This is a genomic window from Streptomyces sp. UW30, assembly GCF_008042075.1.
In the GTDB taxonomy this organism is placed as follows: domain Bacteria; phylum Actinomycetota; class Actinomycetes; order Streptomycetales; family Streptomycetaceae; genus Streptomyces.
Map to the genome: position 1 here is coordinate 1,010,476 of NZ_RDBN01000053.1, position 18,944 is coordinate 1,029,419.

General features: G+C 70.6%; 17 protein-coding genes and 1 tRNA gene. 7 read left to right on the forward strand and 11 right to left on the reverse strand.

Features of this window, described 5'->3' with window-relative positions; translation table 11 throughout:
* Nucleotides 1–55: 55 nt before the first annotated feature.
* Nucleotides 56–1,561 carry a flavin-containing monooxygenase gene (locus EAO75_RS38850; RefSeq protein ID WP_147999780.1) on the reverse strand — a complete coding sequence of 502 codons (1,506 nt, stop codon included), beginning with the start codon at nt 1,559–1,561 and terminating at the stop codon, nt 56–58.
* A 173-nt stretch (nt 1,562–1,734) separates the two neighbouring features.
* On the opposite strand from EAO75_RS38850, the gene EAO75_RS38855 reads away from it, so the two are divergent.
* Complete coding sequence (locus tag EAO75_RS38855) at nt 1,735–2,361, forward strand: MerR family transcriptional regulator (protein ID WP_187284812.1); 627 nt, start codon at nt 1,735–1,737, stop codon at nt 2,359–2,361.
* Here the strand turns inward: EAO75_RS38855 and EAO75_RS38860 are convergent.
* Complete coding sequence (locus EAO75_RS38860; RefSeq protein WP_147999782.1) at nt 2,358–3,161, reverse strand: exodeoxyribonuclease III; 804 nt, start codon at nt 3,159–3,161, stop codon at nt 2,358–2,360. The two genes, EAO75_RS38855 and EAO75_RS38860, sit on opposite strands and share 4 nt — an antisense overlap.
* A gap of 77 nt (nt 3,162–3,238) precedes the next feature.
* On the opposite strand from EAO75_RS38860, the gene EAO75_RS38865 reads away from it, so the two are divergent.
* Nucleotides 3,239–3,715: a GNAT family N-acetyltransferase gene (locus EAO75_RS38865; RefSeq protein ID WP_147999783.1), complete on the forward strand. Its 477-nt coding sequence runs from the start codon at nt 3,239–3,241 to the stop codon at nt 3,713–3,715.
* A gap of 3 nt (nt 3,716–3,718) precedes the next feature.
* Here the strand turns inward: EAO75_RS38865 and EAO75_RS38870 are convergent, their stop codons facing one another.
* From EAO75_RS38870 to galU, 8 genes are all read right to left on the reverse strand, one after another.
* Nucleotides 3,719–4,951: an MFS transporter gene (locus EAO75_RS38870; RefSeq protein WP_261989597.1), complete on the reverse strand. Its 1,233-nt coding sequence runs from the start codon at nt 4,949–4,951 to the stop codon at nt 3,719–3,721.
* Nucleotides 4,952–5,056: 105 nt separating this feature from the next.
* Nucleotides 5,057–5,130: transfer RNA gene (locus tag EAO75_RS38875), tRNA-Ala, on the reverse strand.
* A gap of 72 nt (nt 5,131–5,202) precedes the next feature.
* A complete protein-coding gene (glpR, locus tag EAO75_RS38880) occupies nt 5,203–6,468 on the reverse strand; it encodes a gephyrin-like molybdotransferase receptor GlpR (protein ID WP_147999784.1) in 1,266 nt (421 codons plus the stop codon).
* A 195-nt stretch (nt 6,469–6,663) separates the two neighbouring features.
* Nucleotides 6,664–7,311, reverse strand: coding sequence for a GNAT family N-acetyltransferase (locus EAO75_RS38885; protein WP_147999785.1), 648 nt, complete (start codon nt 7,309–7,311; stop codon nt 6,664–6,666).
* A 20-nt stretch (nt 7,312–7,331) separates the two neighbouring features.
* Nucleotides 7,332–7,868, reverse strand: a complete 537-nt coding sequence (locus EAO75_RS38890) for a molybdenum cofactor biosynthesis protein B (protein WP_147999786.1) — start codon at nt 7,866–7,868, stop codon at nt 7,332–7,334.
* Nucleotides 7,865–8,359 carry a cyclic pyranopterin monophosphate synthase MoaC gene (gene moaC, locus EAO75_RS38895; protein WP_148000538.1) on the reverse strand — a complete coding sequence of 165 codons (495 nt, stop codon included), beginning with the start codon at nt 8,357–8,359 and terminating at the stop codon, nt 7,865–7,867. Before moaC ends, EAO75_RS38890 begins: the two co-directional genes overlap by 4 nt.
* 86 nt (nt 8,360–8,445) lie before the next feature.
* Nucleotides 8,446–9,768, reverse strand: coding sequence for a gephyrin-like molybdotransferase Glp (glp, locus tag EAO75_RS38900; RefSeq protein ID WP_147999787.1), 1,323 nt, complete (start codon nt 9,766–9,768; stop codon nt 8,446–8,448).
* Nucleotides 9,769–9,772: 4 nt separating this feature from the next.
* Nucleotides 9,773–10,675 carry a UTP--glucose-1-phosphate uridylyltransferase GalU gene (gene galU, locus EAO75_RS38905; protein ID WP_147999788.1) on the reverse strand — a complete coding sequence of 301 codons (903 nt, stop codon included), beginning with the start codon at nt 10,673–10,675 and terminating at the stop codon, nt 9,773–9,775.
* 61 nt (nt 10,676–10,736) lie between these two features.
* Between galU and EAO75_RS38910 the strand changes: the two genes are divergently transcribed.
* Entirely contained in the window at nt 10,737–11,390 is a 654-nt protein-coding gene (locus tag EAO75_RS38910; RefSeq protein WP_410092689.1) for a 5-formyltetrahydrofolate cyclo-ligase, read from the forward strand.
* Nucleotides 11,391–11,463: 73 nt separating this feature from the next.
* On the opposite strand, the gene EAO75_RS38915 is transcribed toward EAO75_RS38910, so the two are convergent.
* The gene (locus EAO75_RS38915; protein ID WP_147999789.1) at nt 11,464–14,226 is read right to left on the reverse strand and encodes a penicillin acylase family protein; all 2,763 of its coding nucleotides are present in this window, start codon (nt 14,224–14,226) and stop codon (nt 11,464–11,466) included.
* A 285-nt stretch (nt 14,227–14,511) separates the two neighbouring features.
* On the opposite strand from EAO75_RS38915, the gene EAO75_RS38920 reads away from it, so the two are divergent.
* From EAO75_RS38920 to EAO75_RS38935, 4 genes are all read left to right on the forward strand, one after another.
* Entirely contained in the window at nt 14,512–15,981 is a 1,470-nt protein-coding gene (locus tag EAO75_RS38920; RefSeq protein ID WP_410092849.1) for a potassium/proton antiporter, read from the forward strand.
* A gap of 313 nt (nt 15,982–16,294) precedes the next feature.
* Nucleotides 16,295–17,587 (forward strand): MFS transporter, encoded by a 1,293-nt coding sequence (locus EAO75_RS38925; RefSeq protein WP_147999791.1) that lies wholly within the window; start codon nt 16,295–16,297, stop codon nt 17,585–17,587.
* 67 nt (nt 17,588–17,654) lie between these two features.
* Nucleotides 17,655–17,990 (forward strand): FmdB family zinc ribbon protein, encoded by a 336-nt coding sequence (locus tag EAO75_RS38930; RefSeq protein WP_147999792.1) that lies wholly within the window; start codon nt 17,655–17,657, stop codon nt 17,988–17,990.
* Between the two features lie 95 nt (nt 17,991–18,085).
* Entirely contained in the window at nt 18,086–18,928 is an 843-nt protein-coding gene (locus EAO75_RS38935; RefSeq protein WP_147999793.1) for an S-methyl-5'-thioadenosine phosphorylase, read from the forward strand.
* Nucleotides 18,929–18,944: the final 16 nt, after the last annotated feature.

Sequence of the window (18,944 nt, forward strand, 5' to 3'; positions counted from 1 at the left end):
GACTCCTTCCTCGGCATCCGCTTCTACGGCCCCGAGTCGACGTTCATCAGGCGGCTCACGCCGTCACCTCCGCGCTCTCCTTGGTGTCGGCGGACGCCCGCACGACTGTGTACTCCGCGAGATCCACGCTTCGCGTGGCCCGCCGGAACTCGCTCGTCGTACCGGGCCAGACGGTCGTGTTGCGGCCGCCGGCGTCGAGGTACCAGCTGGTGCAGCCGCCCGTGTTCCACACCGTCCGCTTCATACGCTCCTGCACCTGCCGGTTCCAGGTGTGCACGGCGCTGGGGCGGGCGTCGAGGGCGACCCGGCCGCCGAGGACGTCGAGCTGCCGTACGAAGTCGGCCATGTAGTTCAGCTGGGACTCGATCATGAGGATCATGGACGAGTTCCCGAGGCCGGTGTTGGGCCCGATGATGGTCATCCAGTTCGGGAACCCGGCGGCGGAGGCCCCCCGCAGGGCTTGCATCCCGTCCTTCCACGCCTCGGCGAGGCTCTTGCCGTCGGCGCCCACCACCCGATCGGCGATCGGCATGTCGGTGACGTGGAACCCGGTCCCGAAGACGATCGCGTCGACCTCGGTCTCGGTGCCGTCGGCGGCGACGACCGTGGAGCCGCGGATCTCGCTGAGCCCGCTGGCGACCACGTCCACGTTGGGCCGGGCGAGCGCCGGGTAGTACGTGCTGCTCAGCAGGATCCGCTTGCAGCCGATGCGGTAGTCGGGGGTCAGCTTGGCGCGCAGAGCCGGGTCCTTGATCGCGCGGGCCATGTTCTGCTTGGCCAGCCGCTCGATGAAGCCCAGCTCATTGGGGTGCTTGGTGAACGCCTGGACCTGGAGCTCCCGGATGCCCCACAGCAGACCGCGGCGCAGCTGGGTGGTGAAGGGCAGGGCCCGGTGCAGCGAGCGCTCGGCGCCGCTGATGGCGCGGTCGACGCGGGGCATGACCCAGGGCGGGGTGCGCTGGAAGAGCGTGAGCCGCTCGACCTCGGGCTGGATGGACGGCACGATCTGGATGGCGGAGGCGCCGGTGCCGACCATGGCGACGCGCTTGCCGCGCAGGTCGTAGTCGTGGTCCCAGCGGGCGGAGTGGAAGACCTTGCCCGGGAAGGAGTCGAGCCCCGCGATGTCGGGAACCTTCGGGTCGGAGAGCGGCCCGGTGGCGGAGACGACGAGGTCGGCCGACAGACTCCCGCTGCTGGTCTCGATGTCCCAGCACAGCCGCTCACCGTTCCAGGTCATCCGCTTCACCTCCGAGTTGAGGCGGATGTGCGGCCGCAGCCGGAAGACGTCCGTGACGTGCTCCAGGTAGGCGCGGATGTGCTCCTGCCCGGAGAAGGTGCGCGGCCAGTCGGGGTTGGGCGCGAAGGAGAAGGAGTACAGGTGGGACGGCACATCGCACGCACACCCCGGATAGCTGTTGTCCCGCCAGGTGCCGCCGACGCTGTCGGCGCGCTCCAGGACGACGAAGTCGGTGACGCCCTCGCGCCGCAGCCGTACGGCGGCCCCCAGTCCGCCGAATCCTGACCCGACCACCGCGACCCGCACATGTTCGCGTTCGGCCATGCCTGTGCCTCCACACTTCATTTGCTTCAACACCTCAACCGGAACCACGCCAGTGAACACTGGCGCAATGGGAGAGTAGATGAGGTCCGTACCGACCGGTAGGGGTCGGGACGAGGAAAGTTACCCGCGGTACGAATTAAGGTTCCGGGGTGACCGAGACGCGTGAATACCGCATGGAGGAGCTCGCCCGACTGGCCGGCATCACGGTGCGCACCCTGCGCTTCTACCGAGAACGCAAGCTGATCCCGCCACCTCGCCGCGAGGGTCGCATCGCCTGGTACGACGACCACCACCTGGCCCGGCTGCGCACCATCGCGGCCCTGCTGGAGCGCGGCCACACCCTCACCGGCATCGCGGAACTGGCGGAGGCCCTCGACCACGGCCGCGACGTCGCCGACGTCCTCGGCGTCACCCCGACCGAGGAGGAGCCGGTCCGCCTCACCCCGGAGGAACTCGCCGCCCGCTTCGAGGGCCAGGTCACCCCGGACAACCTCGCCGCCGCCCTGGACCTCGGCTACCTGGGCACCGACGGCGACGAGATCGTCCACATCAGCCGCCGCCTGCTGGACGTCTCCTCGGCCCTGGTCCGCGAGGGCATCCCCCTCGCGGAGGTCCTGGCCGCCGGCAAACGGGTCCGCGAACACGTGGACGCGCTGGCGGAGATGTTCGCCGAGCTGGTCCTGCGCCACGCCCACGAGGAGGACCTGCACCGCCTGCGCCCGCTCGCCCGGAGCGTGGTGGAGGCGGAGCTGTCGCTGGCGTTGGACCGGCGACTGCGGAAGCAGAGCGAGCGGGACTAGCGCTCGTAGACCACCGTCACCGGCGCATGATCCGACCACCGCTCGGCATGCGTCGCCGCGCGCTCGACATGACCCTTGACCGCCCGCGCGGCGAGCCCGGGCGTCGCCACGTGATAGTCGATGCGCCAACCGGTGTCGTTGTCGAAGGCCCGCCCTCGGTACGACCACCAGGAGTACGGCCCCTCGACATCGGGATGCAGCGCCCGCACGACATCGACGTACCCCCCGTCCGCCGCGTCGAAGACCTGCGTCAGCCACTCCCGCTCCTCCGGCAGGAAGCCGGAGTTCTTGGTGTTGCCGCGCCAGTTCTTCAGGTCGGCCTGCTCGTGGGCGATGTTCCAGTCGCCGCAGACAAGGACCTCGCGCCCGTCGGCGGCGGCCCGCTCCCTGAGCCCCTTCAGATGGGCCAGGAACTCCCCCATGAAGCGGACCTTCTCGTCCTGCCGCTCGGTGCCGACCTCGCCGGAGGGCAGATAGAGCGAGGCGATCGTCACACCCGGCAGGTCGGCCTCGACGTAGCGGCCGCTGTCGTCGAACTCGCTCGAACCGAAGCCGACCTGGATACGGTCCGGCTCCCGGCGGGTGTAGAGGGAGACGCCGGCGCGGCCCTTGGCGGCCGCGGGCGCGTGCACGACATGCCAGCCGTCGGGCGTGCGGACGTGCTCAGGCAGTTGCTCCGGCTCCGCGCGCACCTCCTGAAGACACAGCACATCGGCGTCGGTACCGGCGAGCCACTCCACGAAGCCCTTCTTCGTGGCGGCCCGCAGCCCGTTCACATTCACAGAGGTCACAGTGAGCACCACGGCACCCTACCGGCACACTGGACGATGTCCGGTTCTGGAATCTCTTGATCTTGAATTGATATACGGTAGATAGAATGAATATACGTAACGTCTCCTTCGACCACCCCGACGCCGTGAAGCTCAACAACCAGGTCCAGGGCGAGTACGTCGTCCGCTACGGCGACGAGGGCGACGCCACGCCGCTCGCCCCGACCGACTTCGATCCGCCGAACGGCCTGTACCTGATCGCGTACGACGAGCTGGGCACCCCCGTCGCGTCCGGCGGCTGGCGGGCCCAGGACGACAACGGCGAGGGCAACCAGGACGGGGACGCCGAGCTCAAGCGGATGTATGTGGTCGACTCGATGCGCGGCCGGGGCCTGGCGCGACGCATCCTGGCCGCGCTGGAGGACGACGCACGGGCGGCGGGCCGCATCCGCATGGTGCTGGAGACCGGCGCCAAGCAGCCGGAGGCGGTGGCGCTGTACGAGTCCAGCGGATACGAGCCGTGCGGGAAGTTCGGCTTCTACCGCTTCCACGAGCTGAGCCTGTGTTTCGCCAAGGCGCTGTAGCGGTCACTTCTCGGTCGCGTTGATGCGATACACGTCCCGCACACAGAGGTTGAGGGCGGCTGCGGCGACCACGAGACCGCCGCACGCCACCAGCACCGTCCGGTTGTCCCACACGCCGACCGCGAGCGCGGTGATCAGATAGCCGAGCGGAATCGCCAACCGCTCCCCGACGCCGTTGAACGCGCTCAGCCGCCCCAACTCGCCCTGTGGCACATGCTGCTGACAGGCCGTCGCCCACGCGACGATGGCCACGTCGAGCCCGATGCCCGCGAGCAGCGTGGCCAACAGCACCCAGGGCAGCGGCAGTCCCCACCCCATGGCGAGCAGGGGCCCGGCGAGCGGCGCACCGGCGGCGACGGCCACGAACAGCAGCCGGTACGGCCGCCAGCGCAGGCACACCACCGTCCCGGCCAGCAGCCCCGCCGCGAACGCGCCCTGCACGAGCCCCCAGTCCCGCGCCCCCGCGTACTGCTCCGCCGCGACGACCGGCCCGAGCAGCTGGAACCCCGCCAGCCACGCGGCGACGAGGACGGCCCCGGCGGCCGTATAGGTCCACAGCCAGGTCCGCGACCAGAAACCGGTCCAGCCCTCGCGCAGGTCACTCAGCACACTGGTGACAGGGGTGGGCGCGTCCAGGCGCAGCCCGTGCAGCAGGACGGCGGCAACGGCGAACGTGAGCGCATCCCAGGCCAGCGCCCAGGCCGGGCCGCTGAAGGCGACGATGGCGCCGCCGACGGCCGGCCCGAGCACCTTGACGGCGTTGCTCGGCAGCCGGAGCAGGGCGTTGGCCTGCTGCAACTGCTCGGCGGGCACGATCTGGGCCACGGCCCCCTGAGCGGCGGGCAGCGTGAAGGCGGCGGCCGTCCCCGAGAGGAAGCCGCAGACGGCGACGGTGGTCGTCGAGGCGTGCCCCGTGGCGACGATCACAGCGAGCGCCCCTTGGGCGGCACCCGCCAGCAGATTGCCCACGAAGAGCATGCGGCTGCGGGACATACGGTCCGCGAGCACGCCGCCCATGAGGAGGAAGAAGATGGTCGGAACGGTGTTTGTGGCGAGCACCACACCAAGGTCCCCGGCCCCGCCGCCCTCCCCGATCACGGCGTAGGCGAGAGCGAGGGGCGCCATCGCGGACCCGGTCGCGGAGATCAGACTGGCGGTCACAAACCGCCGGAAGGCCACGATCCGCAGCGGCGCCGTACGCCTTGTCGTCGGTAACGGTGCGGCGGTCTTGTCCACGCTCCCCCTCAGGACTCGGCTCCCCAAGACAACAAAAATCCCGCCCGATCAACCGATCGGACGGGATCTCGCCAACTCCCAAGTTTCCTCGGGGAGTCGTTGCGGTGGACCTGAGGGGATTCGAACCCCTGGCCCCCTCGATGCGAACGAGGTGCGCTACCGGACTGCGCCACAGGCCCTTGCAACGAGTGAAACTTTAGCACCCCGATCGGCGTGCTTGGAAATCCGTTCCTGCCCGCCCCGGGGTGCGGCTACTCGTTCGCCGCGCGCGGCCGCTCGCCGTCCTCGTACTGGTCGAACAGCGGCGTACGGCCCCGCTCACGTGCACGGCGTGCGGAAGCGGCCCGGCGCGCGTCGCTACGACCGCCCCCCTCGCCCTTCTCCTCCTCGCGCCCGGCGTCCCCCGAATCAGCACCCCGCGCGGACCCGTCAGCGGCCTCGGCGCCCGCCTCCCGGTCCCGGCCGACGGGGCTCGACCGTGCTGAGCTCCAGGCGTCCGGCGCGCCGAGGTCCACGTCGGAGGAGGCGCGGGGCGCGACCGGCGCGGTCACATACGTCGGCAGCGGCACCGGGACCGGATCCCAGCTGTCCCCGTGGCCGGGGCGGCGCTGCCGCTCGCGCTGCTGGTCGACCCATTCGGCGTGATCGGTCTGCTCGACGAGGGCACGGCGGTCCGCGGCGAGGGCGGACAGCCCGGGATCGGTGCCTGGTTCGGGCCCCTCGTCGGACTCGTCGGCACCGGCCCCGGCGTCGGCGCTCCCGCGGCGGCGGGACTGGCGTGCGTGCTCGCGCAGCCGCTGTGCGGCGGCCTCGGCGCGGCGCCGGTCCATCTGGTAGGCGAAGCGGCGGCGCTCCTGCGACCGCAGATACGCGATGTACCCGCTGAGCAGCACGGCGGGAATGCCGGGCGCCCACAGGAACGCGAGCCCGCCGACCGCGGCGACGATCGCGCCGAGAGTGAAGGCCAGGAAGAGGACCACGGTGGTGCGCCTGCGGCGTGCGAGCGCCTTCGTGCGCCGGGCCCGTGCCGCGGCCGCCTCGTCCGAGGGGGAACGCCGGGCCGCGGGCACACGCTTGCGCGCCTTGGCCGCCTGGCCGGAGCCCGGTTCGGCCGCGGGTCCGCCGGCACGCTCGGACGCCGGCTTGGCCGACGGCTTGGCCACCGGTTCGCGGGCGGGTTCTCTCGTCGGCTCCGGGCGCCCGGATGCCTGCGCCTGAACCGTCGCCTGGGTCTGCGGACGGGTCGGAGGCATGGCGAAGGCCCGGACGTCCACCGACTCGGTGGCATCGCCCGAGGCGTCGGCGCTGGGCTCCCCCTCCTCGGTGGAGCGCGCGCGCAGGTCCTTGGCGTACCGACGCTCCATCCCCGCCCGTCCGGACAGCAACCGGATGGCTGTGCTGAAGCGTTCCGTCGGACGGGCCTCGTTCAGCTCGTCCTGCCTACGGAGCCACATCGGCACCAAGTAGGCGGCCCAGGCCCCGACAATGACTGCGTAGATGAGGCCGCTGCTGCTCACGCCTCACACGGTAGAGGGGTTTGCGTGAGGCCATCCGCCAATTGAGCCGGTGTGTCGCACGATCTGGCTGATATTTCGAACTTTTTTTGTGACCGATGCGATCAGCAGCCCGCTCGGGGCGCGAATTTAATGCCCGAGCCGGTCATCCGGCGATCAATTTCGAACACTTATTCAATTTCCAGGGCTACTTCCGTGCTACGCGGGATTCCCCTGCGAGTTCTGCCGGGTGTTCTGCGGGTTCGAGCGCGGCGCCTTCTGCGAGCGTGTCCGCTGCCAGCGGCTCAGCAGCCCTTCCGGGACCTCTTCCGCGGTGAGCGCGAACACGAGATGGTCGCGCCAGGCTCCGTCGATGTGGAGATATCGCGGACGCAGCCCCTCGTCGCGGAATCCGAGTTTCTCCACGACCCGGCGGCTGGGCCCGTTCTCGGGGCGAATGCAGACCTCGATGCGGTGCAGACCAACGGTCCGGAAGCAGTGGTCCACGACAAGCGCCACGGCCGTCGGCATCACGCCGCGGCCCGCCACCGACTCGTCCACCCAGTAGCCGACATGACCCGAACACATCGAGCCCCAGGTGATCCCGGCCACGGTCAACTGCCCGACCAGCCGCCCCTGGTACTCGATGACGAACGGCAGCATCCGGCCCGCGCCCGCCTCGGAGCGCAGGTGCCGGACCATCTGACGGTAGGTCGGCCGGTGCGCGATCGGCCCGCTGGGCGTGGGCGGCGGAATCGTCGCCTCCCACGGCCGCAGCCAGTCCCGGTTGCGCCGGTTGACCTCGCGCCAGGCCCGCTGGTCGCGCATCTTTATCGGCCGGAGGACGATGTCGCCGTCCCCCAGCACGACGGGCCAGGATGGGCTGTTCAGCTCGCACCCCCGCTGCTCGGTCTGGGGTGGTCGCCGCCGCGGATCTGGTCGACGGCGTGGATCAGGAGGGGCTCCAGGACGGCCAGTCCGTCCTTCACTCCGCCGCTGGAGCCGGGCAGGTTCACGATCAGGGTGCCCCGCGCCACTCCGGCCAGGCCCCGGGAGAGCGCGGCGGTCGGCACCTTGTCCCGGCCGAACGCCCGGATGGCCTCCGCGATGCCCGGCACCTCGTGGTCGATCACCTCGCGGGTCGCCTCGGGGGTGCGGTCGGTGGGCGAGATGCCGGTGCCGCCGGTGGTGACGATGACGTCGTACCCGGCGTCGACGCCGGCGCTCAGGGCGGCCTTCACGGGGTCGCCGTCGGGCACGATCTGCGGTCCGTCGACGGCGAAGCCGAAGCCCCCCAGGCCGTCGGCGACCAGCGGGCCGCCCTTGTCCTCGTAGACCCCGGCGGCGGCCCGGTTGGAGGCGGTGATCACCAGGGCGCTGTACGGCGCGAGCAGTGCGCCACCGATGGGTGCGTCCCCTGTCATGACCGGCTCCAGTCGCCCGACTTGCCGCCCGTCTTCTCCTCGACCCGTACGTCCGTGATGACCGCTCCCTTGTCGACCGCCTTCACCATGTCGATCACGGTGAGCGCGGCGACGGAGACCGCGGTCAGGGCCTCCATCTCGACGCCCGTGCGGTCCGTGGTCTTGACGGTGGCCAGGATCTCCACGGCGTCGTCCGCGACCGACAGATCCAGTTTCACACCGGAGAGCGCGAGCGGGTGGCAGAGCGGGATCAGGTCGGGGGTGCGTTTGGCGCCCATGATGCCCGCGATACGCGCGGTGGCCAGGGCGTCACCCTTGGGGACCCCCTCGCCGCGCAGCAGCTCGATCACGCGGGGCGAGACGAGGACGCGTCCGCTGGCGCGGGCGGTGCGCGCGGTCACGTCCTTCTCGGAGACGTCGACCATCCGGGCCGCGCCCGCGTCGTCGATGTGCGTCAGGCGGTCCTGGGTGGGTGGGTCCTGCGTGCTCATGCTGGTGTCGCGCTCCCGGTCCGGGCCCGTCGCGGTGCGGCGCACGGGCCTGCTGTGCGCGACACGGTACCGCCAACCTGGGCGGCTCAGCCGAGCAGGACCACCTCGACCTCGCTGCCGGGCTCGACGCTCTCCACGTCCTCGGGGACCACGATCAGCGCGTCCGCGTGCGCGAGGGCGGCGATGAGGTGTGATCCGGCGCCGCCGACCGGACGGACCTCGCCGTCCGCGTACTTTCCGCGCAGGAACTGTCTGCGCCCCTTCGGCGAGGTCAGCGCCTTGTCGGCGGTGAGGGTCGCGGTCATGCGCGGCCGGTGGACGTCCTTCAGGCCCATCAGGGTGCGGATCGCGGGGCGCACGAAGATCTCGAAGGAGACGTACGACGACACCGGGTTGCCCGGCAGGGCCAGCAGCGGGGTGTGGTCGGGGCCGATGGAGCCGAAGCCCTGGGGCTTGCCGGGCTGCATGGCGAGCTTGCGGAAGTCGATGCCGCCGCCGGCCTCGTCCTCGTCGCCGACGTGCGACAGCGCCTCCTTGACGACGTCGTACGCCCCGACGCTGACGCCGCCCGTGGTGACCATGAGGTCGGCGCGCACGAGCTGGTCCTCGACGGTGGACCGGAGCGTCTCGGCGTCGTCGGCGACGGCGCCCACGCGGTAGGCGATGGCGCCGGCGTCGCGGGCGGCCGCGGTCAGGGAGAAGCTGTTGGAGTCGTAGATCTGGCCCTCGGCCAGTTGCTCGTCGGGCTGGACGAGTTCGCTGCCGGTGGACATCACGACCACGCGCGGGCGCGGGCGCACCCGGACGGTGCCCCGGCCGATGGCGGCGAGCAGGGCGATCTGGGACGGCCCGAGGACCGTGCCCGCTTCGAGCGCCTTGTCGCCCGCCTTGACGTCGCTGCCCTTCGCCCGCACGTGCGCGCGTGCTTCGGCCGGCCGGTGGATGTGCACCTGGCCGTGCGCGCCCTCCGGGGCGAGGCTGCGGGCACGCATCCCGGTCACCGGGCCCTCGCCGAGCCCTCCGTCGGTCCACTCCACCGGAACGACGGTCTCGGCGCCGGGCGGCAGCGGGGCGCCGGTCATGATGCGGGCGGCCTGGCCGGGGCCCACCTGGGGCGGATCGGCCTGGCCCGCCGCGACGTCACCGACGACCTCAAGGACCGCCGGGAACTCCTCGCTCGCGCCCTCGACATCCGCGACCCGCACCGCGTACCCGTCCATGGAGCTGTTGTCGAACGGCGGCAGGGAGACCTGCACCGTGACGTCGTCGACCAGGACGCAGCCCTGGGCGTCGAGGAGTTGCAGCTCGATGGGTTCGAGGGGACGGACGGTCGTGAGGATGTCCTCCAGGTGTTCGTCCACCGACCAGAGGTGGTCCTGGGCGACGGGACGGGGCGCGGCGGTGCTCAACTCGCTACATCTCCTCGGCTACGTAACTGCGAAGCCAGGTCCGGAAGTCCGGGCCCAGGTCTTCACGTTCGCATGCGAGTCGGACAATGGCACGCAGATAGTCGCCTCGGTCGCCGGTGTCATAGCGGCGGCCCTTGAAGACGACGCCGTGCACCGGGCCGCCGACCTTCTCGTCCTGCGAGAGCTGCTGGAGGGCGTCGGTGAGCTGGATCTCGCCGCCGCGGCCCGGCTCGGTCTTGCGCAGTATGTCGAAGATGTGCGGGTCGAGGACGTAGCGGCCGATGATCGCGTAGTTCGACGGGGCGTCCGCCGCGGCCGGCTTCTCGACGAGGTCGTGCACCTTGACGACGTCGCTGTCCTCGGTGGCGTCCACGGCCGCACAGCCGTAGAGGTGGATCTGCTCGGGTGCGACCTCCATGAGCGCGATGACGCTGCCGCCGCGCTGCTCCTGCACCTCCACCATCCGCTTGAGCAGCGGGTCACGCGGGTCGATCAGGTCGTCGCCGAGGAGGACGGCGAAGGGCTCGTTGCCGACGTGCGGGGCGGCGCACAGGACGGCGTGGCCGAGGCCCTTGGGGTCGCCCTGGCGGACGTAGTGCATGGTCGCGAGGTCGCTGGACTCCTGCACCTTGGCGAGCCGGCCGGCGTCGCCCTTCTTCTGAAGAGCGGATTCCAGCTCGTAGTTGCGGTCGAAGTGGTCCTCAAGGGGGCGCTTGTTGCGGCCCGTGATCATGAGGACGTCGTCGAGGCCGGCCGAGGCGGCCTCTTCGACCACGTACTGGATCGCCGGCTTGTCGACGACCGGCAGCATCTCCTTGGGAGTGGCTTTGGTGGCCGGCAGGAAGCGGGTGCCCAGACCCGCTGCGGGGATGACAGCCTTGCTGATCCGAGGGTGCGACTGAGTCATGCCCGACACCATATCCGGTGCCTTTGCAGGGAATCTGAGGCTCCGGTTAATTCACTCTCATATGAGCGCATTAGGAAGGGTACGGGTGCGACCAGTGACTCACTCGGGACGTCCGGCCGAGACTGACAAGCGAAGGTTGCGGCGAGAGTTCATCTCGGTAAGAAGCAGGTTGACGGCCGATGACCTGCGGGAAACAGCGACCGAGTTGGCGGAGCGAGCCCTGGAGCTGCCCGAGCTGGCGCACGCGCGCGTGGTGGCGGCGTACGTCTCCGTGGGGAGTGAACCCGGCACGCTCGCGCTGCTCGACGCGCTGCGCGCCCGGGGCGTACGCGTGCTCCTGCCCGCCCTTCTGCCCGACAACGACCTCGACTGGGGCACCTACTTCGGGCAGGACTCCCTCGCCCGCGTCCAACACGGCTCGAAGATGGCCCTCTTCGAGCCCGGCGGCGAGCACCTCGGCCCGGACGCGGTGACCGGCGCGGACGTCGTACTGCTGCCCGGTCTGGCGGTCGACGCGCGCGGGATGCGCCTGGGGCGCGGCGGCGGGTCGTACGACCGCGTCCTCGCCCGTCTGGAGCGCGCGCAGGCCCGGCCCGCGCTGGTGGTGCTGCTGTACGACTCCGAGGTCGTCGAGCGCGTCCCGGCGGAGCCGCACGACCGCCCGGTGCACGCGGTGGTGACGCCGTCGCGGGTGCGCCGGTTCCCGGAGTCCTGAGCCGCGCTCCGCATGCGAAGGGGCCCTCCACGCGCGCGTGGAGGGCCCCTCTTGCCGTTCGGGCGTCAGCGGGTCACGGCTTGAGTACGAGGGTGTCGCTCGTGCTCTCGTCGACCGCGCCGTCCGTGAAGGACCAGTCGAGCAGTTCGCCGTCGGCCCACTTGTCCGTCTGGTCGGTGTAGTGGGCGTTGTAGGCGTGCCCGGAGGCGCCGGTGAGGTTGATCCACTTCGACTTGTCGAGGTCGCCGAGGTTGACCACCATCCGCATCGACGGCACCCAGACGACGCCGTAGCCGCCGGCCGCGTTCCAGCCGCTGGCGTTGACCGTGGCCTCGCCGCCGCTGAGCTTCCAGGGGCCGCGGTTGAGGGCGTACTGGAGGAAACCGGGGCCCTCGGTGCCGAGGGTCTGGTTCTTCAGGAACAGGCGGTGCAGCCGGCCCCAGTTCCAGGTGTCGATGTCCTTGCCGAGCTTGGCGGTCAGTTCCCAGCGGGCGTCGATCATGGCGCGCCTGAACAGCTCGTCGCGGTTGTCGGCCGAGGGGCGGGTGCCCGAGGAGGGCGTCTGCCACCAGTCGTTGTTCTCGTCGCCCATCAGGCTGCGCACGACCTCGAACCAGCGGTCGCCGCCGTCCGGCTGCGCCTGGTCCGCGTCGCGCTCACCGCACTCGCGCACCTTGCTCTCGCCCTCGTCCACCGGTCCGGTGGTGTCGGCCTTCTCGACCCACAGGCACTGGCCCTCGACCCGCAGTTCCTTGGGCAGCTTGTTGCCGAAGGCGAGCTTGAGGATGTTGCGCCAGACCGAGTTGAAGTAGGCCGCGGCCGCCGAGTCGGCGTCCTGGGTGTAGTCCCAGCCCTCCAGGAGCTCCTGCGCCTCGCGGACGTCCTTGTCGTCGATGTCGATCTTGAGCAGCTTGGGCACCAGCAGCTTGGCGATCTCGCTGCTGTTGTCGAGCTGCATCTGGCGCATGTCGTCGGTGGAGATCTTGCCGCCGTCGTCGATCTTCGACTGGATCAGGTCGGTGATGCGCTGGCTGCGGGCGCCGTAGCCCCAGTCCGTGGTGAGCGTGTACGGGTACTTGGCCTTGTCGACCACGGCCTGGTTGGCGGTGACGATGTAGCCGCGGGCCGGGTTGTACTCGTACGGCAGCTCGTCGTCGTCGATGTAGCCCGTCCACCGCGACCTGGGTTCCCAGCCCGGCACCGGGACGGAGCCGTCGTAGCCCTGCGTGCGCGTGGGGATCTTTCCGGGCAGCGTGTAGCCGATGTTGTTCTCGGTGTCGGCGTAGATCAGGTTCTGCGAGGGCACGTCGAACAGGGTCGCGGCGGCGCGGAAGTCGGTCCAGTCCTTCGCCCTGTCCATGGCGAAGACGGCGTCCATGGTGGTGCCCGGGTCCAGCGCGGTCCAGCGCAGCGCGATGCCGTAGCCGTCGCCGCGGTCGGGGGCGGCGGCGTCGACGGTGGCCTTCCTGCCGACCTTCACGAGCTCGTCGCTGCGGTCGGACAGCAGGGGCATCCCGTCCTTGGTCTCCCGGACGACGATCTTCTTGGGCGAGTCACCGGCGACCTTGATGGTCTCCTCGCGCGAGGTGAAGGGCACCGTCTTGCCGCCGTACAGGTAGCCGTCGCCGGAGAGCTTCTCCAGGTAGAGGTCGGTGACGTCGACGCCGGAGTTGGTCATGCCCCAGGAGATGTTCTGGTTGTGGCCGATGACCACGCCGGGCATGCCCGCGAAGGTGTAGCCGCTGACGTCGTACTGGCACTTGCTGGAGACCGAGCGGCAGTGCAGGCCCATCTGGTACCAGACGGACGGCAGCGAGGCCGACAGGTGCGGGTCGTTGGCCAGCAGCGGCTTGCCCGTGATGGTGTACTTCCCGCCCACCACCCAGGAGTTGGAGCCGATGCCGTTGCCGTTCACGCCGACGGCGGTCGGCAGGTCGTCCAGGACCTCCTGGAGGCCAGACAGCTGACTCTGCAGGCCCGCGGTGCCGGAGGAGGTGCCCGTACCCGCCGTGCCGCCCGCGGTCGAGCCCGCGGAGGACGCGGAGCCCGTCGGCCCGAAGGTCTTGGTGGCCTCGTCGTACTGGCCCGCCTGGACGATCGTCTTGTTGCGGTCGTACGGGTACTGCGGGTACAGGTCCGCGATCTCCTTGGGGCCGAGGCGGCTGGTCATCAGGGCGCGGTCGATCTCGTCCTGCATGTTGCCGCGCAGGTCCCAGGCCATCGCCTTCAGCCAGGCGACCGAATCGACCGGGGTCCACTTCTGCGGCTTGTAGTCGTTGGTGAAGCCGAGGGCCGCGTACTCCAGGGAGATGTCCTCGCCGTCCTTGCCGTCCAGGTAGGCGTTGACACCTGCGGCGTAGGCCTGGAGGTATTTCTTCGTGGACGCGGACAGCGTCTTGTCGTACTCCTGCTTCGCGATCCGGTCCCAGCCCAGGGTGCGCAGGAACTCGTCGTTGTCGACCTGGCCCTTGCCGAACATCTCCGACAGGCGCCCGGAGGTCATGTGGCGGCGGACGTCCATCTCCCAGAACCGGTCCTGGGCCTGGACGAAGCCCTGCGCCATGAACAGGTCCTCGTCGGAGGAGGCGTAGACCTGCGGGATGCCGTAGCCGTCGCGCTTCACGTCGACGGGCCCGGACAGGCCCTTGATCGTGATCGATCCCTTGGTCTGCGGGAACGAGGCGCGGACGGTGCTGATGGACCAGTACGCCCCGCCGGCGACGCCCGCTACGACTGCCAGCACCAGCACGAGGACGAGCAGGCGGGCTCTGCGCCCCTTCTTCCTGCCGGACTTGCCGGGCTGCTGACCCGTGGAGGCGGTGGTGTTGGGGGGCATCGCTGTCCTTGCTGTCCTAACGCGAGCGGCAGGCGGTCCTGGAGTGCTGGAGCAACCATAGGCGCAGGGTCCGGTCGGACTTGACGCGGACTGGTGAACCAGCACGGAAGGACGTTCGATCATGCACCCCGAAGCGTCAAGAAATCGTCAAGAGTTAGGTAAGGTAACGAAGTAGTTGGGTGCGGAGAACCGCCACTTCGTGTCCTATGTACGTGAGCCCCGCGCGCGTGCGCGTGGGCCAGGGAAAGGGAACGGCCGCTGACTGTCCACGACCTCAACCAGCTCCTGCTCATCTGCTCGCTCGTCCTGCTCCTCGCCGTCGCAGCGGTTCGGATCTCCTCGCGCAGCGGGCTCCCCAGCCTGCTCGTGTACCTGGGCATCGGCGTGCTCATGGGCCAGGACGGCATCGGCGGGATCCGCTTCGACGACGCCGAGCTGACCCAGGTCATCGGGTACGCGGCGCTGGTCGTGATCCTGGCCGAGGGCGGTCTGGGCACGAAGTGGAGGGAGGTCAAGCCGGCTCTGCCGGCCGCCTCCGCGCTGGCGCTGGTCGGGGTCACGGTGAGCGTCGGGGTCACGGCGACGGCCGCGCACTACCTGGTCGGGCTCGAGTGGCGGCAGGCGCTCATCATCGGGGCGGTCGTCTCCTCCACCGACGCCGCCGCGGTCTTCTCCGTACTGCGGAAGATCCCGCTGCCCTCACGCGTGACGGGCACCCTGGAGGCGGAGTCCGGCTTCAACGACGCCCCCGTGGTCATCCTGGTGGTCGCCTTCTCCGAGCACGGGCCGATCGAGCACTGGTACGTGCTGGCCGGCGAAATAGCCATGGAGCTGGCCATCGGCGCCGCCATCGGCATCGCGGTGGGCTTCCTGGGCTCCTGGGGGCTCAGGCACGTGGCGCTGCCCGCCTCCGGCCTCTACCCGATCGCCGTCATGGCCATCGCCGTCACCGCCTACGCGGCCGGCGCGATGGCGCACGGCAGCGGCTTCCTCGCCGTGTATCTCGCCTCGATGGTGATGGGCAACGCGAAGCTGCCGCACTGGCCGGCCACGCGCGGGTTCGCCGACGGGGTCGGCTGGATCGCCCAGATCGGCATGTTCGTCCTGCTCGGCCTGCTGGTCACCCCGCACGAGCTGGGCGACGACATCCTGCCCGCGCTGGTCATCGGGCTGGTGCTGACCATGGTGGCGCGACCGCTGAGCGTCATCGCGTGCCTGGTGCCGTTCCGTGTGCCCTGGCGGGAGCAGGCCCTGATGTCCTGGGCCGGGCTGCGCGGCGCCGTGCCCATCATCCTGGCCACGATCCCGATGGTGAGCGGCGTCGAGAGCAGCCGCACGATCTTCAACATCGTCTTCGTCCTGGTCGTCGCCTACACCCTGATCCAGGGGCCGACGCTGCCCTGGCTCGCCCGCAAGCTGGACCTCGGCCAGGGCCCCACGCCTGCCGACCTCGGCATCGAGTCGGCGCCTCTGGAGCGGCTGCGCGGGCATCTGCTGTCCTTCGCGATCCCCGAGGGCTCGAAGATGCACGGCGTCGAGATCAACGAGCTGCGGCTGCCCGCGGGCGCCGCCGTCACCCTCGTCGTCCGCGGCGGAAAATCGTTCGTTCCGCTGCCGACGACGGTGCTGCGGCGCGGGGACGAACTGCTCGTCGTCGCCACGGACCCGGTGCGCGACGCCGCCGAGCGCCGGCTGCGTGCCGTGGGCGCCGGGGGCAAGCTGGCCGGGTGGCTGGGGACGAACGGGGCGAACTGAGGGGCCCGAGGGGGTCTGAAGGGGCCTGAAGAGGGCCTGAAGGGGCTTGAGGAGGCCCTGGCTAATCGCAGGTGGAGCGCCGCAGAGTGCTCGTTTTCACAGGATCACCGGGCGCTTTCCCCTGTACTATGCAGGCGTACCCAGATCGAACCAACTCTGCCTGACGCAGAGCTGGCGCGACCGTATGGCGGCCGGGACGTCCTTCCTCGAAGTGGACGCCGGTATCTACCGCAGTTCCGCGCAAGAGGACAGCTCTCGGCGCCGCCCCCGACCCGTAGGGGCCGCGCTACCAGGTGGCAGAAAGGCACGGGCCGTGGCATCCACGGTCACCACCGAGCCGTCGAAGGACGCGCCGGCCTCCTCCCGCCCGGGATACGGACAGCTGCTGCGTACCCGCGGCGCCTGGACGTTCCTGCTCCCCGGCTTCGCGGCACGCCAGCCGTTCGCGATGCTGACCCTCTCCATCGTGCTGCTCGTGCAGCACACCACGGGTTCCTACGGTGCGGCGGGCGCCGTCGCTGCCGTCACCGGCGTCTCCATGGCGCTGTTCGCGCCCTACAGCGGCCGCCTCGCCGACCGCCACGGCCAGCGCGCCGTCCTGATCCCCGGCGTCCTGCTGCACACCCTGTCCGGTCTGACCCTGACGACGCTCGCCCTGACCGACGCGCCCCTGTGGGCCCTGTTCGTCGCCGCCGTGCCCACCGGCGCCTCGGTGCCGCAGGTCGGCCCCATGGTGCGGGCCCGCTGGGGCGTGAAGCTCCAGGGCTCGCCCCTGATGACGACGGCGGCCGCCTTCGAGTCGGTCACCGACGAGCTGACCTTCGTCGTCGGCCCGCTGCTCGCCACCGCCCTGTGCACCGCCGTCGACCCGGCCGCCGGCCTGATCACGGAGGCATCCCTGACGTTGCTGGGCGGCCTGCTGTTCGCCGCGCAGAAGAGCACCCAGCCCTCGGTCACCCTCGCCGGGCACGCGCGCGTGGAGCACACTTCCGCGCTGCGCATCCCCGGCGTGCGCGTGCTGATCGTGGCCTTCCTCGGCATCGGTGCCGTCTTCGGCGGCATGCAGGTCTCGCTGGCCGCCTTCAGTGAGTCGATCGGCGAACCCGGTCTCAATGGCGTGCTGTACGGCACCTTCGCCGCGGGCAACATGATCTCCGGCATCGTCTGCGGAGCCATCGCCTGGAAGGTGGCCCCGCAGCGTCGTCTCCTCGTCGGCTACGCGGCCTTGGCGCTGACCGCGTCCGGACTGTGGGCCGCGCACTCGGTGCTCGTCCTGGCGGGCCTCGGTCTGCTCGTCGGCATGTGCATCGCGCCCGCGCTGATCACCGGGTACACGCTGGTCGAGGGCCTGGTCCCGGCCGGTGCCCGCACCGAGGCCTTCACCTGGCTCACCGGCGCGGTGGCGCTCGGCCAGGCCGCCGCCGTCACGGTCGCCGGGCAGTTGGAGGATCGCTTCTGGGGCGGCGCCGGGTTCCTGGTGCCGATGGGCGGCACTTTGCTGGCCCTCGCGACCCTCGTGGCGCTGCGCTCACGGCTGGAGACACGGTCCGGCAGCCGCACGGTCGCACGTGGCGTGGGTCACCGCGTGCCAGTGGCAGTGGACTGAGCGGCGGGAATACGTCACTATGGACCGTCGTTAGCACTCATCGAGTGAGAGTGCCAGGAGGAAGACAGTGCCCACCTATCAGTACCAGTGCACCGCGTGCGGCGAGGGCCTCGAGGCGGTGCAGAAGTTCACCGACGACGCCCTGACCGAGTGCCCCAACTGCCAGGGTCGCCTCAAGAAGGTGTTCTCCGCGGTCGGCATCGTCTTCAAGGGCTCCGGCTTCTACCGCAACGACAGCCGCGGCTCCTCGTCGAGCAGCTCGCCGGCGTCGTCGAAGTCGTCGTCCTCCTCGTCGGACTCGTCCTCGTCGACCTCTTCGTCTTCGTCCTCCTCTTCGTCTTCGTCCTCCTCGGACTCGAAGTCGTCGAGCACCGGCACCTCCTCCAGCAGCTCCGCCGCGTAGGGCCTACGCGCGCGTAGAGACGCCTTTCTTACGGGACCCTGTCGTCACCCGGCGACGGGGTCCTCGGCATATCCGGGTCCGGTTAGGGTGCGGGCATGGCGAACAAGGCGAACGCAGAACTCGGCGTGATCGGCGGCTCCGGCTTCTACTCGTTCCTCGACGACGTGACCGAGATACAGGTGGACACCCCCTACGGGCCGCCGAGCGACTCCCTCTTCCTCGGCGAGATCGCCGGCCGGCGGGTCGCCTTCCTGCCCCGGCACGGACGCGGCCACCATCTGCCGCCGCACCGGATCAACTACCGGGCCAACCTCTGGGCGCTGCGCTCGCTCGGCGCACGCCAGGTCCTCGGCCCGTGCGCGGTGGGTGGCCTGCGGCCCGAGTACGGACCGGGCACGCTGCTGGTGCCGGATCAGCTGGTCGACCGCACGAAGTCCCGGGTGGGCACCTACTTCGACGGGCTGCCGCTGCCCGACGGCACCGTGCCGAACGTGGTGCATGTCTCGCTGGCCGACCCCTACTGCCCCACCGGGCGCGCGGCCGCGCTGAAGGCGGCGCGCGGGCGGGACTGGGAGCCGGTGGACGGCGGCACGCTGGTCGTGGTGGAGGGGCCTCGCTTCTCCACCCGCGCCGAATCGTTGTGGCACCAGGCCCAGGGCTGGTCGGTGGTGGGCATGACGGGCCATCCCGAGGCGGCGCTCGCCCGTGAACTCGAACTCTGCTACACGTCGTTGACGCTGGTCACGGACCTGGACGCGGGCGCCGAGACGGGTGAGGGCGTCTCCCACGACGAGGTGCTGCAGGTGTTCGCGGCGAACGTCGACCGGCTGCGTGGGGTGCTGTTCGACGCGGTGGCGGGGCTGCCGGCGAACGAGGAGCGGGATTGCCTGTGCGCGAAGGCGCTGGGCGGGATGGATCCCGGGTTCGCTCTGCCGTAGCGGGTGAGGTGGGGGT